At 50.3% G+C, this 15,145-nt stretch carries 10 protein-coding genes; 3 read left to right on the top strand and 7 right to left on the bottom strand.

Annotated elements, in window-relative coordinates:
* Nucleotides 1-11: 11 nt before the first annotated feature.
* The 4 genes from holA to MRJ96_03525 all read right to left on the bottom strand — a co-directional run bounded on the left by holA (nt 12) and on the right by MRJ96_03525 (nt 5,132).
* The gene (holA, locus tag MRJ96_03510) at nt 12-1,118 is read right to left on the bottom strand and encodes a DNA polymerase III subunit delta (protein ID MDR4500505.1); all 1,107 of its coding nucleotides are present in this window, start codon (nt 1,116-1,118) and stop codon (nt 12-14) included.
* Nucleotides 1,119-1,157: 39 nt separating this feature from the next.
* Complete coding sequence (gene lptE / locus MRJ96_03515) at nt 1,158-1,757, bottom strand: LPS assembly lipoprotein LptE (GenBank protein ID MDR4500506.1); 600 nt, start codon at nt 1,755-1,757, stop codon at nt 1,158-1,160.
* A 211-nt stretch (nt 1,758-1,968) separates the two neighbouring features.
* Complete coding sequence (gene leuS, locus MRJ96_03520; protein MDR4500507.1) at nt 1,969-4,611, bottom strand: leucine--tRNA ligase; 2,643 nt, start codon at nt 4,609-4,611, stop codon at nt 1,969-1,971.
* A 284-nt stretch (nt 4,612-4,895) separates the two neighbouring features.
* On the bottom strand, nt 4,896-5,132 hold the full coding sequence (locus tag MRJ96_03525) for a hypothetical protein (protein ID MDR4500508.1): 237 nt from the start codon (nt 5,130-5,132) through the stop codon (nt 4,896-4,898).
* 348 nt (nt 5,133-5,480) lie between these two features.
* Between MRJ96_03525 and MRJ96_03530 the strand changes: the two genes are divergently transcribed.
* Complete coding sequence (locus MRJ96_03530; GenBank protein MDR4500509.1) at nt 5,481-5,717, top strand: hypothetical protein; 237 nt, start codon at nt 5,481-5,483, stop codon at nt 5,715-5,717.
* Nucleotides 5,718-5,835: 118 nt separating this feature from the next.
* On the opposite strand, the gene nhaB is transcribed toward MRJ96_03530, so the two are convergent.
* The 3 genes from nhaB to MRJ96_03545 form a co-directional block, all read right to left on the bottom strand.
* Entirely contained in the window at nt 5,836-7,440 is a 1,605-nt protein-coding gene (nhaB, locus tag MRJ96_03535) for a sodium/proton antiporter NhaB (GenBank protein MDR4500510.1), read from the bottom strand.
* Between the two features lie 305 nt (nt 7,441-7,745).
* A complete protein-coding gene (locus tag MRJ96_03540; GenBank protein ID MDR4500511.1) occupies nt 7,746-8,321 on the bottom strand; it encodes a DUF3365 domain-containing protein in 576 nt (191 codons plus the stop codon).
* A gap of 152 nt (nt 8,322-8,473) precedes the next feature.
* Nucleotides 8,474-10,249, bottom strand: a complete 1,776-nt coding sequence (locus MRJ96_03545) for a SulP family inorganic anion transporter (protein MDR4500512.1) — start codon at nt 10,247-10,249, stop codon at nt 8,474-8,476.
* 1,328 nt (nt 10,250-11,577) lie between these two features.
* On the opposite strand from MRJ96_03545, the gene MRJ96_03550 reads away from it, so the two are divergent.
* Both MRJ96_03550 and MRJ96_03555 read left to right on the top strand, forming a co-directional pair.
* Nucleotides 11,578-13,518, top strand: coding sequence for a CHASE3 domain-containing protein (locus MRJ96_03550; GenBank protein MDR4500513.1), 1,941 nt, complete (start codon nt 11,578-11,580; stop codon nt 13,516-13,518).
* Between the two features lie 2 nt (nt 13,519-13,520).
* The gene (locus MRJ96_03555) at nt 13,521-14,909 is read left to right on the top strand and encodes a sigma-54 dependent transcriptional regulator (GenBank protein MDR4500514.1); all 1,389 of its coding nucleotides are present in this window, start codon (nt 13,521-13,523) and stop codon (nt 14,907-14,909) included.
* Nucleotides 14,910-15,145 lie beyond the last annotated feature (236 nt).

Raw genomic sequence — 15,145 nt, forward strand, 5'->3', positions numbered from 1 at the left:
TCACGACACCTCTACCTGTTTCGCGCATACGACCGTGTGCTTTCGCGCTTCGGCGCGAAGGCTCTCTTTTCAAGGCGGTTGTTTTTTGATCCGCCGCATAGCGAGATGACCAAGGCATCGAGCACCCGCTTTGGCGAGGCAGAGGCGCTCCCCTTCAAGGCGGCGTCGGCTTGACAAAATTCATCCCAGGCAAGCCGCAGTTGCGGGTCAGACCAGTGTTGGATCTGTCGAAAAAACTCCGCTGCCCGAAATGGCGGAATCCCCACCTCCCGCGCGATTTTGGGCTGAGCCAGGCCCTGCTGTAACAAGCTCTTCGCCTTCCATACTCGACGAACCTGCCAGATCAAAGCCCCCAAGATCCGTAACGGCGCTTCTCCCGTCTCAAGATTCTTGGCGATGATGTGCAACGCCTTGCCGCTCGCGCCCGTCCCGATCGCCTCCGACAGGTCAAAGACAGATGCCCCGGGCTCCATTCCCCGAATCGCTTCAACATCCCGCGCCGTGGCGCATGCGCCGGAAGAAAGGTACGCGGAGAGCTTTTGAATCTCGCTATGCGTGACATACAACCCATCCGCCGACAATTCTTTCAGCATGTGCGCGGCATTCTCTTCCAATTTGACACCGGACTGGGCGGCCTGTTTTGTGATCCATCCCATACGCTGATTGTCATACAGAGGGGCACAGTCGATGAATATCGCATGCTTCTTGATTTGCTGAACCCATTTCAGCCGTCCGTCGAGCTTCGCCGCGACGACAACCAGCGTGGTGGTCTCCGCCGGATGTTGAAAGTACGGGATTAACGCTTCGCCTTCCTTGGCCGGCAGCTTTTCAGCCCAGGTCACGATCACCAGACGCCGTGCCGCAAAGAATGACATCTCCCGCGCGATCGTGAGCACTTCAAGGGCGTCAGTTTCATCCCCATACAAAACATCATAGTTAAAAAACTGTTCGTCCTGGGCAGCCGACCCGTCAGAAACTTCAGAGGATTGTTTGGCGGCGGAGCGAATGGTCTGAACGGCGCGATCCCGTAGATAAGCCTCTTCCCCCGCCACGACATAGAGGGGCGCTAATCCATCTCGCTGGAGTGTGGCGGGTAATTCATGTGGCTTCACCGACATTGACTCGCCTTCATGAAGAAATTCAACAAAAACCTATCATTATCTTTCAGGCGTCAATACTGCCGGAGGCACCGGAGAAGACGAGCGCTCACCTGGGGAACGAGGCACGTCAAGCACTCCCGGCTTCGGTTCAGCAGGTTTTGGCGTAAACACACCTTGTTCACGAGCGAACGAAAATTGATCGGCCAGGGTTTCGGCGACGAACTGCCCGGCCTGCTCCAATGCCCGGTCTTGTAGCACCCGGTTAAACTGGATACCTGCCGTGCCGTCTCCGGTATTTGGTGAACTCCCGACAAAAAATTCCGCAGAGCTCGTCCCCGCCTTCTGCCAGAGAAGCTTTCCGGTCTTCCGGTCGTTGACTTGTACTTTGACATTCACCGTCACCCGGCTTTCCTGGGTTTGATTCTCGGTAAATGTCAGGGTGGGAAGAGTCACCGACTCAATCGCCCCCTTTAAAATATAGTCGGCATCTTGAGCATCCTGAACTATTTCCGCGCCACCGGTCACCGTAAATTCGTCTTTGATGTATTCCGTGTACTTGTACTCCAGATTGGCTTCGAATGTTCGGTTCTCCAGCGGTTGCAACACCATTCTCATCGGAGGGCCTTCGAATTCAGGGACCGTCGCTGTTCCTAGCATGGGTCCGCTCCCTTCGACATTAAACCGATACCCGCAACCTGCCATCGTAAGAGTGATTGCAAGGAGGATGAGGACTGCACGATAAAAATGAGTGTTCATTGGCTGAAACAGTCGGCTAGAAAATGGTAGTTCTGTCACACTTTGCTTATGGAGGTCTCTCTTTAGCTCTAATTACTTTCGGCCATCATGAATGCTTAGATGGATTTTCTCGCTAGACAACGAAGTTCACTAATTTTTTCTCGACATAAATGACTTTTCTCGGGGCTTTACCTTGAAGAACGTCATGGATTTTTTGATCGGCTTCGGCTTGCTTGAGGATTTGATCTTTGCTCCAATCAGCGGGGACCTGGATTTTACTCCTCAACTTCCCGTTGATTTGAAGGGGAATCGTCATCTCTGTCGCTTGAATGAGCGTCGGGTCATAGTGGGGCCACGGCTGTAACGCCACACTCGGTCGTTGTCCCAACATTTCCCAGAGTTCTTCGGCCATGTGCGGCGCGAAGGGAGCCAGGAGCCGGACGAACGCTTCTGCCGAGACTCGCGGTAACGGGGCATCTTTTGAAATATCTCGAACAAAGACCATGAGTTTCGAGATCGCCGTATTCAAGCCCATAACTTCAATGTCCTGCGTGACGCCCTGGATCGTCCTGGCGGTCAACCGCGCCTGCTCTTCGGTTCCAGTTCCATCGACAATCGGCGCCAACGAACCAGGCTCATTGCCATCGCCTTTGACCAGCCGGTAGGCGCGCTGCAAAAATCGGTACATCCCCGGGATCGACTCGGATGACCACGGAGCCCCTTTATCCAAAGGCCCCATGAACATCTCATAGAGGCGCATGGAATCGGTTCCGTATTCCTGAATCACATCATCAGGGTTCACGACATTGCCTCGACTCTTGGACATCTTTTCCGTCACTTCCTCTAGAAGCAGCCCATCGATCGTGGGATGAATCGGTTGATTCTGCTCATTCCGCCGGACAGCGTTGGCGGTCACCCATCGGGCTTTCATTTCGTCCCCGCTTTCTTTATGAATCGCCGTTTCCCCGTCAATCCTTACTTCTGACGAGGCGCACACCCTGGGAGTGACGGATGGATCATCCGCTAGATTACTGTCATAGTACCGATAGCTATACCCCAGGATCATGCCAGGATTAAGCAACTTCTGAAACGGTTCTTTCGTATGCACGAGACCAAGATCAAACAACACCTTATGCCAGAAACGGGAATAGAGAAGATGCAGCACCGCATGCTCGGCGCCGCCTACATATAAATCAACGGGCATCCAATATCGTTCCGCTTCGCGCGAGATGGGTTCGCGCTGATTCCGGGGATCGCAAAATCGCAAATAATACCAGCAGCTCCCGGCCCATTGCGGCATGGTGTTCGTGTCACGTACCGCCCGTTGCTTGGTGTCCGGATCGGTGACTTCCTTCCATTCGTGCGCACGGGCCAACGGAGGCTCGAATTCTCCGCTCGGCCGAAAATCATCCAGTTCGGGAAGGAGAACCGGCAGGTCAGATTCGGGGACCAATGTAGTCGTTCCATCTTCGAGATGAATGACTGGAAACGGTTCCCCCCAGTACCGTTGACGGCTAAACAGCCAATCACGAAGTTTGTAATTGACCGTTTTCGCTCCCTTGGCATTGGATTCCAGCCATTCAATCATCTTGGTCTTCGCCTGAGGGGTTTTCAGCTCATCCAGGAAGTCAGAATTGACATTGACGCCTTCTCCCGTAAACGCTTCCGTCCCGGTCTTTCCCCCTGAGACGACTTCAAGTATCGGTAACGAGAAGGTCTTGGCAAATTCATAGTCTCTCGTATCGTGCGCCGGCACGGCCATGATCGCACCCGTTCCATACGTGGCCAGCACATAATCTGCGATCCAGATGGGTAGCTTCGTGCCCAAGACGGGATGCGTCACGTACCCTCCCGTAAATACTCCTGTCTTCTTCCCGAGATCGGACATTCGAGAACGGTCACTGCGCCGGGAGACTTCTTCGATGTAGGATTCGACGGCGGCCCGATGTTCAGGGGTCGTGATTTTTGGGACGAGAGGATGCTCCGGCGCCAACACCATGTAAGTCGAGCCGAAGAGCGTATCCGGTCGCGTCGTAAACACTTCAATTCGTTCACCTGCCAGATCACAGACGTCAAAGAAGATTTGGGCTCCCTCCGAGCGACCGACCCACTCCCGCTGCATTTTCTTAATGGGCTCCGGCCAGTCAAGTCCCTCAAGATCCTCGATCAATCGGTCGGCATAAGCCGTGATTCGCAACATCCATTGACGTAATGGCACCCGAATCACGGGGTGCCCCCCCCGCTCGCTTTTTCCGTCCTGGACTTCTTCATTCGCGAGCACCGTGCCTAACGCGGGACACCAATTCACGGGCACCTCCGCTAAATACGCCAACCCATTCTCGTAGAGTTTTCGGAAAATCCATTGCGTCCAACGTACGTACCCGGGGTCGGTCGTATCAATTTCCCGCGACCAATCGTAATCCATTCCAAGCGATTGAAATTGCCGTTTGAAATTCTGAATGTTCTTTTGCGTGGTCTCACGGGGATGCGTCCCGGTCTCGATCGCATACTGTTCTGCGGGAAGTCCAAACGCGTCCCATCCCATCGGATGAAGCACGTTAAACCCACACATGCGTTTGTAGCGGGAGATCACATCGGTTGCGATATAGCCTTTGGGATGTCCGACATGAAGCCCGGCGCCCGATGGGTAGGGGAACATATCCAATACGTAGAATTTTGGCTTTTCAGTGTCCAATCGTGCGGAAAAGACCTGATGGTCCTTCCAATATTGTTGCCATTTGGCTTCAATCGTGTGGGGATCATAGGGTATGGACATGACGTGTTATCCTAACAAACAGAAGACACAGCACAAGGATTCTCGCGCATCTTAATGGTAGTCTGTTAACCAGAATGCTATGCGAGCAAAAAGTGATCGATATCTAGGAATGGGTGAATTCTTGAAAACCCTCGAAATCTAGCATACCTTGTGAAGAGCGACAAGCTGCGACCCTCGATCGTCAGCCGTCGGAAGAAAGGCGTGAAAAAAGAAATGGAAAGCGCCAGGCAACCGGGAAGAAGATGTGCAAAAAACGTGAGAGGAGAGCCGGGAAAGGTTCAGAGCTATTTTCGGCTCAAAACCGCGACCGGAGAAGGAGTTTTATTCGAAGGAGGGGAGGAGATAGCCTCGACTAGCTCTCCATGAGCTCGTTGAGCCTGTCGGTGCTTCAAGATGAGCGGGTCTATCACCTCTCCACACATAAGACAGCGCCAGCCTGGCATCCAAATTTCACCACTTTCTTCCATGTCGAGGAAGTAATCGATGACCATCGTTCCTTGACATCTCGTACAGTTCATCATGTGCTTCAAACTCCATCCATAATTATTGACCGTGGCCTCTCCATCGGTCATTCGGCAAAAGAGCTTAAATGGCAAGAATACAAGTATTGCGGCGCAATCCTTGAATCTCGTGCAGGATTCGAGAGATTGGTGTTATCATTCACGGATTCACCACTGATTTGCGGCAGATTTCTCAGCCACAACACGTATCCGGCGTTGCTCCATGGACAGGACCACCTGAAAAAAAGAGCCATTCTCCAGGACCGCCCCATCGTTTGTCCTTGGCGTATTGCGGTTTCCTTGCTCAGTGGTAAGATACAAAAAACTAAATCCAGCCAACCCAGGTAAAGAAATTCAGGCTTCAAGACTGTGCAATTTTCCCGCTTCGTGATTCGATTTTTCTTGCTCCCTCCGCTCATGTTCCTTGCTTCCTGTGCGAATGGACCAACGACGGTGTATTGGCAGAAAGCGGGGTCAGACAGCGCAGCGTTAGAACAGGACAAGGCTGAATGCCAGGCCCTTCAACGATCAGTAGGCGCTGATGAGTGGAGGATTCATCAATGTCTCGAGGTCAAAGGATGGACACAGGTTCCAGAAAAACCATGATCCATTGAAAACACCGAGATACGAGGCGGGATTAAGGAAGGGTGACCAGTCGCACGGAAAGCCTTACATCAAAGAGAGAGAACGACAAACGACAGTGCCAGTCACTCTGGTTTTTCAATCAATGACCGGCAGGGCTCGAGACGCTCAACGTGTGATGATTGATAAGATCGTTGGCATAATAGGTGGCGGTCGCCGCATCGAGGACGTAATACACGCAGATATAACCCACGACACTCATGCTAATAGTGTAGGGTAACGCCATCCACACCATACGGCCGTAAGACAACCGAACCAACGGGGCAATCCCTGAGGTCAATAAGAAGAGGAAGGCTGCCTGACCATTGGGCGTCGCCACGCTGGGGATATTCGTTCCTGTATTAATGGCCACGGCCAGAAGGTCAAATTGATCCCTACTAATCACCCCATTGGCCAAGGCCCGCATCACTTCGTTGATATAGACCGTTGCGACGAAAACGTTATCACTGATCATCGAAAGCAGGCCATTCGCGATATAGAACATCCCGATTTGCTGGGCTCCTTCGAGGCTTAACCCATACTGAATAATGCCTCCGAACAAATTTTGTTCTTGAATGACTGCCACGATCGCAAAAAAGACGACAAGCAAGGCGGTGAAGGGTAACGCCTCGCGAAACGCTTCGCCTAGATGGTGTTCTTCGATTATTCCGTTGAAGGCCGTCGTCAAAACGATAACGGAAAGACCAATAATCCCGACCTCCGCTAGATGAAACGCGAGAGCAATGATAAGCCACCCCCCAGCGATGGCTTGAATAATCAGTCGTGCCGTTTCGATGGTTTTTCGATTTTTGGTTTGTTCATTGTCAAAACTCCAGAGGATTCCGCGTACTGATTCCGGAAGTTGATGACCGTAATCAAACCAGCGAAGTTTTTCCAGGAGCACCGACGTCGCGAGCCCGATCACGAGTACGGGCATCGTCACCGGCGACATTCGTACAAAAAACTCCGCAAAATGCCAGGACGCCTTATCTCCGATCAAGAGATTCTGAGGTTCTCCCACTAAAGTACAGACCCCTCCGAGCGCTGTCCCGACAGCTCCGTGCATCAGAAGATTTCGAAGAAATCCTCGGAATTGCTCCAGGTGTTCCCGATTGGCCTCAAAGACAACCTCATCAGTCGTAGGATCATGATCAGCATCATACGTTTTCCCTGAAGCCACCTTATGATAAATGCTATAAAAGCCCGTCGAGACCGCGATAATCACAGCCGTCACCGTCAACGCATCGAGAAAGGCCGAAAGGAACGCCGCGACAAAGCAGAATAAAAACGACAGAAGCGCTTTCGACCGGACCCCCAACAAGATTTTTGTGAACGTAAATAGCAACAGTTCCTTCATGAAATAAATGCCGGCCACCATGAAGATGAGCAGAAGAATGACTTGGAAATTATTCAAGGCTTCGTGATACACCGTTTCAGGGCTCGCCATCCCGATGGCCACCGCCTCAATGGCCAACAAGCCGCCAGGTTGAAGCGGATAACTTTTCAACGCCATCGCCAGGGTAAAGATAAATTCAACGATTAGAACCCAGCCGGTGAAAAAAGGGCCCATCGTCAGGGATAACAAGGGATTCACCAGCAAAAACGCGATAATGACGATTTTATACCAGCTTGGCGTATGGCCGAGAAAATTATGAGAGAACGCCTCAGACAGCGGCCCCTGCTTGGTTCGAGTTACGGTAGATGACATACGTGTAAACTCACACGGTTCGGCTCAAAAACAGCTATAACCAGGATGAAAGTGAGGAAGTGTCCTTGCTACATGAAGATTGTGACTTGAAGTGACTCGCCAATATACCAAAACTCGGTATCTTGACGTAACTCCTTTATACGCACCATCTCCATTTTTCTCATGATCGTATGACGCCATTCGTTTTAATGGGGTATCAGACTCGCACAACTCATTAGTTGAAATCGTTGAAAGAAGAAGAAAGACACGAAAAGCGGCTCAGGGCCACGAGGGGCGGTTCATGTTCTGATGAGGGATGACGCTCCTTACTCGAGCGGAATTTGAATGACTAGGCCCCCCATCACATCATTGAGTTTAAAGTCGCGCTTTGGCCCATCTGGATGACTATTGTGACACGACACACAGGCTCGGCTCACCGCACGATCAGGATAGACAGCCTTGAAATACCGCTTGCCGTCAACCATCACTTCTTTTTCCACGACTTCTCCATATTCCACGACCTGTTCAAGAACCGTTCGTTCAGCTGGAGAAGATGGAGCATTTTGAGGATTCAGGGGCCAAAGGCTCACCAATCGGTAACGAAAGGGTGTGCCTCGAACATGAAGACTCCTGGAGGCTTCTCGAAGAAATTGCACAGGCAAGGGCAGGGTCTTTTCTTTCCTCCACTCCTCGGATGACGTCACAATCAGCATAGCCTCCATTCGCTCGACGACATGCTGGGTATAGAAGGTCCGATCAGCGTCGATCACCGCCTGAAGATAGCTCGCCACCGTTCGTGCCGGTATGCTATCGCTCGGGGGGATCGTCCCACCCACCACCCAACCCACTGCAAAGCACAGCGAGGCGATCAGAAAAGAAATAATGAGGCTTCGTCCATTCATCGACCGCCCATCACACTGGCCACTCTCTCTACGAACATCTCTTGCATCATGGTCAACAGGCTCGGGTTCATTGTAGCGGAATCAGCTCTCACTCACCATATAAAAATATCCTACTGTTTTTGGAAGTTGACCGTGACGCCGTGTTCAATGCGTTAAGACGCACTCAGGGGCGACAGGCCATTCGGAATTCCATTGGAGAAGACAATGAGTACAGCTTCTTGAAGAGCTTCCGGGAAATGATTGTAGATATATTGAGGCTGCAGACGATCTAACTCGTGTAAATCTTCCAGGACTTGCTTGGATCGATCAGAGAGGCCTGCAACCAACACGGCCACCGATCGACGATTGGCGGCTTCAATCAGATCTCCCAGCGCGTAGGCCCCGGAAAGATCAAGCTCATCCAGCCATTGACATCGAATCAGCAACACATCTTTCCCATCAAGATGCTCAACGGCCTCATTCAACCAGTCAATCGCGCCAAAAAACAATGGGCCGTGTGGTCGAACGATCAGAATACGGTCCTGAATCAGATGTTCGAGTTTCCCGCTCATCTCCCCCAGGTCAACAGTATCCTGCGCTTTGAATTGTCGGCTATAGTCTCGAGAAAAGGCAAAAAGCAGATCATCTTCTTCCTGCTTCACGTCATCAGCCCGACGATCAAGGTCCGCCTTATAGCGGTCCGCCATGTCTTTCACGAACCGGAAAAAGGCCATCGCAAGGCCCATCGCCATCGCAGCCAGCAAATTCCAGAAGACCGTCATCACCACGACCAGAACAAACACGACAAAATCTGATCGAGGCAACCGACGCACAACCGGCAGGACACGCATATCCAAGATATCGTACCCCGCCTTCATGAGAATACCTGCCAACGCCGATAGTGGAATCTGCGAAGCCAGTGGACCTAACCCCATGACGAGCGACAAGAGGACAACCCCGGACGTAATAGCAGACAGACGAGTCTTGGCTCCACTCTGAATATTCACCACACAAGGCATCGTATTGGTCGCTCCGCCCAATCCACCAAAAAGTCCTGAAAAGATATTCGCCGACCCCTGGGCAATCAATTCTTGATCACTGTGGTGATGTGTTCCGGTCATGTTGTCTACGATCAAACACGTGAGCAGACTATCGAAGACACACAACCCCGCAAGCACGGCGGCTGGAACAAAGGCCGCTTGGATGAGATCAATGTGTGGAAGATGAAGGTCAGGCAATCCGGTGGGTATCTCTCCAATCGTCGGAATATCCAGACCAAGAAGCCACACGGCAGCGGTACTCACCACCAGCGCCACTAATGGACTTGGGAGCCAGATCACAGGTGATATCCGCGGCCAAACGATGAGGACGACAATCGTCATGGCCCCAATGCCGAAGGCCGGCACACTCATCTGGGCAAGCGCGCCCGGTAAACTGGTCAAGGCAGAAGAAATGCTTGAGGCGCCCGCGAGCCCAAGAAAAGGGTTAATTTGGAGTAGAATATACAGAACGCCCAGACCGGTCATAAACCCGGATATCACCGAGTACGGGGTAAATCGGATAAATTGACCGACTTTACCGAGCCCCAGCACGATAAGAATAAGGCCTGCCAACACGATCGTCGTAAAGATGAAAGCGAGGTCTGGCGTCCCTTCCGGTGTCTGATGGGTCTGCGCGATGGTTAAAACTTGAATCGTGATGGGCCCAGTCGGCCCCCCAACTGCCCAAGGCGAACCGCTCAATGGTCCGGCGACGAGTCCTGCCGCTACAGCGGACCATAGACCGGATATCGCTCCCAGCCCTGAGGCGACACCAAAAGCTAACGCCATCGGCAAAACGACCATAGCGACCGTAATGCCTGCCAGGATATCTCCCTGAATATTGGTGTTCAGATCGCGAAGATTAGGGCCAATATTGAATTCCGAAAAATACGACTTTACCCCAATCATCTTTGGTTTCTTAACTTCCATCTACCTCAGCCCAACATGCTGGATACAGATCTCGAATACGACAGAGCGCTTACCGCATCATGACAACCTTTTATCATAAGCAAGGAATTCTCCCGCCAGTAATTCGTAAAACGAAATAGACCTTAACAAATCTACCGAGATGGAATATAAAGGAAAGGCTACGGAAAAAAGAAGAGACGAAACACGTGGAAGAGAGTGAACCTGGCCCTTGGGAAGTGGGAAACAACTACACGCGAGAAAGTACAGCCCAACTGATTAACACTAATAGTACAAAGCTTTCCATGTTGATCGCTCCAATCTGTATGAAGAACAATCGAGCCGTCTTTCAATGTTAAAATAGAGCAATCATGATGCCAGTTTAAGTTTCGGCAAAAAACCCATGCTAATCAGCGTTTTCCACACATTTCCCTTCGACTTCCAGATAAAAAATCAGCAGATTCGAGCGAATCCACACGTTCAACTCTGTTCACTATCGCTCAACGCACGAGCAATAAGAACTTCTCTCTCGACTAACATGGCACTCTTAGGATAAAAGACTGCAAAACGTCACTCAGGGAATGATCACAGGTAAAGCAGGAAAAACTGTGAGCCTTTCAATAAACGGTAGAATTTCTTGAGAAGAGTCGGCTGAAGGAAAAGACGAGGAAAAACTCAAAGCACGAGCAGAACAATGAGGCAAGAGAGTTTTCAGGTATGACTTGAGTCGCTTGTAAATAAAGGTCCTACCGCAAACAGCTCAGCAGACTTGTTATCTTGTTGTTGTTTTGACCGACTATCATTTTCTTCTATCGGCGCTCGGACAGCAGTGAAGACTGGTTCCTACGATAAGACCGATAAACCCGATGATGACTAAACCGTAGATCGGGTCCATGCTGTCTACTCCTATTGATGTTGGAGAGTGAATCTCCTCATGGTCCAATTTCGAACACATTCGCATTCCTTAGGAGTCGTTTTCAAGAAAGATGTATAACGACTTGACTTATAAAAGTTTATTGATAGAGTCCACTGTTCTAGCCAGGGATTCTTACCTCATAATTGAGCGAAACTGCGTAGTCGAAGACGTTCAAATTCGCACATCATTTATAATTAAAGGATGAGGTACAGGAAGGCCTAGTATGGGGGATGGCGCGTCAAACAGCATTTTCATAGAACGAAAAAGGCGAACAATTATATAAGATTTATACTTCGTAAATAGGCATAGGATCTGCAATGGATTCATTTCGGTACGGAAACTCCTGCCCTAATTGCTCGTACAAGACCCCTAGACAAGCAGTGACAATCCATATCAATGAATTCAAGAGTATGACATGCAAATAACGGCGCCCATATTACGGGCCTTTGGCAATATCCCGATCGAAAAGAAGCTCCTCCTTGTTTCTATCATTCCGATTATTACGATTTTCACTCTCAGTGTGATCACCTATCACCGTGTTCAGACATTCGCGGAAGACGAAGACCGGCTGAACCACATCTATCACGTCCAGACCACAGCAGCGGAATACTTACGACTGATCGTCGACCTGGAAACAGGCTTTCGAGGCTTCGTCTTAACCCAACAACCAAAATTTTTAAAACCTTATCTTTCCGCCAAAAAACGTGTCCTCCAAGTTGGTCAGTCTCTCGCACAAATGGTCAAGAAACGTGAAGACCAGCACATGCGCATCCAGCATGTCCAAGGGTTGGTCCAACAATTAATGGGTGATAAGGATCAACTCATTGAACGTGCCAAACAGGGGAATACCCATGATGCGGTGGCCTATATCGAATCCGGAAGAGGACGCACCTTCATGCTCAACATCCGTGAGGACATTGCCCATTTCGATCGATTGGAATTTAATCAACTCCAGCAAACGCTGGCTAGGACATCGGAGGATCGTTCCTTTTTACTGGGTGTCATCATCGGTGGTGGATCACTCGCCTTACTTCCCATGGTGCTTGTACTCAGACTCCTGGCGAGATCAATCGTGGGTCCACTCTCGACGCTTGCCAAGGAGGTGGAAAGTCGATCAGAAGAGTCGATCCCAGAAGTTATGACTCTTGACCGGAAAGATGAGATCGGAAATTTAACTCGAGTGATGAGTAACATGAGTCAGCAGCTTCGAGACTACGTAGAGCGTATTAAGAACTCTGAGGCAGAGCTACGCTCGCTGAACATCGATCTCTCCTTATCAGAATCAAAATATCGTGGAATCGTGGACCATGCCCCATTCGGAATTTTTACAGCCTCTGGGGGACAGATTATTTTTTGTAATCGACACAACTGGATCCTCGCTGGACATGAACCAGATGTACAGTTATCTCCTGAAACTATGTGGGATGCCGTCCATCCAGACGATAGGGATCACGTACTTCAGCATTTTAAAGAAACTACTTCTCAACATCAGCCATTCGAACAGGTTTTTCGATTTCTTCACCCAAACGGCGCGGTTCGAAAAATTTTATGCCGCGCCATACCCATCGAAGACAAAGATGATGACGACGTCCTCTATCAAGGATTTAACGTGGACATCACCGCGTTAGAACAGATGCGGGAAAAACTAAGTCGGGCCGAAAGGCTGGCGACATTGGGGCAGGTTGCGGCCGGTATCGCGCATGAAATCAGAAATCCTCTGGTCGGCATCGGCTCGACTACCACATTGCTCATGGAAGACTTCGAGCAAGATGACTCGAAGATTGCCGACCTCAAAACCATCCTGAACGAAACACGTCGCCTGGATCGGATCGTGAATCAAATCGTCGAATATGCCAGGCCTCGTGATCTGGTCTGGGCCTCCTTTTCCATTAAAGAATTGATAGAAGAAAGTCTCGACTTGCTCAGGGACCCCATCAGATTGAAGCAGATTCAAGTGGATAACGAAGTTCGAAACCTCGATAAAGCCCTGTGGGCCGATCGCGACCAAATTAAACAGGTCTTGCTGAATATTTTTCAGAATGCGATCGAGGCCATGCCTGAAAAAGGCACGCTGACCATACAAGGAACACAAGACAGGCGAGGCGGTGAGCTGGGCGTGTTATTAACGATTACCGATACCGGGAAGGGCATCGCGGCGGCTGATTTAGCCCGAATCTTCGACCCCTTCTTCACATCAGGGAAATATCGTGGAACCGGCCTCGGCCTTGCGATCTGCAAGAATATTCTGGAAGCCCATGGGGGAGAAATCAAAGCAGAGAGTCAACTCCATTCTGGAACCATCATGTCGGTTTGGTTGCCCGTCGTTCATCAACCTCAATTTTCCATGGTGACATAAATATGCGTGCCACAATTTTCGTGACTGATGATGATGAAGTGGTTCGGTCTTCGATTACTCGACGACTCGCTCGACGACAGCATCAAATCCGTAGTTTCGAATCCGGTGAGGCCTTATTGGATGCTCTGGATCATGATGTGCCGGATATCATCCTCCTGGACCTGAAAATGTCCGGCATGACGGGACTGGAAACTCTCCAAAAAGCCAAGCCCAAAGCCCCGCATGCCTTATTCATCCTTTTGACGGCCTATGGAACGATCGAGGATGCCGTAGAAGCCATGAAATTGGGAGCCTATGATTTTTTAATCAAAAGCGTCGATCTGGGCAGCATCGATCCAGTGATCAACCGGGCATTAGAATACCTGGAACTCTTAAGGAGAATGCATTTTGAAGTCAAAGACGTGGCCGATCGGTATGCGCTCAACAATTTGATCGCAGAGAGCCCAAGCATGCAGGGGTTAGTTTCTCAGATCCAAGACATGACGCAAAATCATAAGACGACGGTCTTACTGCAAGGAGAAACTGGGACCGGAAAGGAATTTATCGCTCGCGTTCTCCATCACAATGGGCCTCGTCGAAACGGAACATTTGTGGGAGTCAACTGCACAGCCATTCCGGAAGAGCTATTTGAAAGTGAGCTATTCGGCTATGAACGCGGGGCCTTTACGGGAGCGAATCAACGAAAGCCAGGGCTCTGTGAACAAGCTGAAGGGGGAACCTTATTCCTCGATGAAATCGGAGATATGAATATTTCCATGCAAGCCAAGCTCCTTCGCGTCTTGCAAGAACGTTCCATTAAACGACTGGGAGGTCGTGATGAAATCGCGGTAGATTTTCGTCTCATCGCGGCTACCAACCATGATCTTCGCAAACAAGTCAGCGATGGGCATTTCCGTGAAGACCTGTTTTTTCGTCTCAATGTGGTCTCCCTAGAATTGCCACCACTTCGTCAACGTATAGAAGACATTATACCCTTGAGTTTTCGCGCGCTCGGGCGTTATGCCAAAGATATCGGAAAAGATATTCAAGATTTTTCACCCGATGCCAGGACGCTATTGGAGAATTATCCATATCCAGGAAACATTCGAGAATTAGAAAATATCATTGAACGAGCGGTGATCTTTTGTAAAGAAAAATCAATCATGGGTGCTGATCTACCCAAGGAACTCCACCAAACGGCAGAAAGAGTGGCTACCGCTCACACGACCAATGACAAACAAGTGGTAAAGATTGAAATGGAAATAGGAACACATGGCCTGGTGGATGTCGAAACCGCGATCATCGATGAGGTCATGCGATTGGCTGATGACAATAAAAGCCTCGCCGCCAAACACCTCGGCATTACTCGATTTGCCCTTGACCGCCGCCTGAAAAAGTCCCACGATTCGTAGAAGGCCAAAACTCTCGCAGGTCTGTCTTCTCAACGGCCTGTTCACTATTGGTCATACACAAACACCGCATTAAATCGGTTTCGTAAGGCCCCCCTCTTTCTTCAGCTGTGTCAGCACCTCATTTTCCAGATTCTTCAAAGGTCTGATCTATGACACATGAAGAAGGGATGAGAAAGCAAAAAAAAGTAAGCCTAAAACGATGCACGGCCGAGAGGGTTGCCCCCCTCGGCCGTGTC

Source organism: Nitrospirales bacterium (assembly GCA_031315865.1).
GTDB lineage: Bacteria > Nitrospirota > Nitrospiria > Nitrospirales > UBA8639 > JAGQKC01.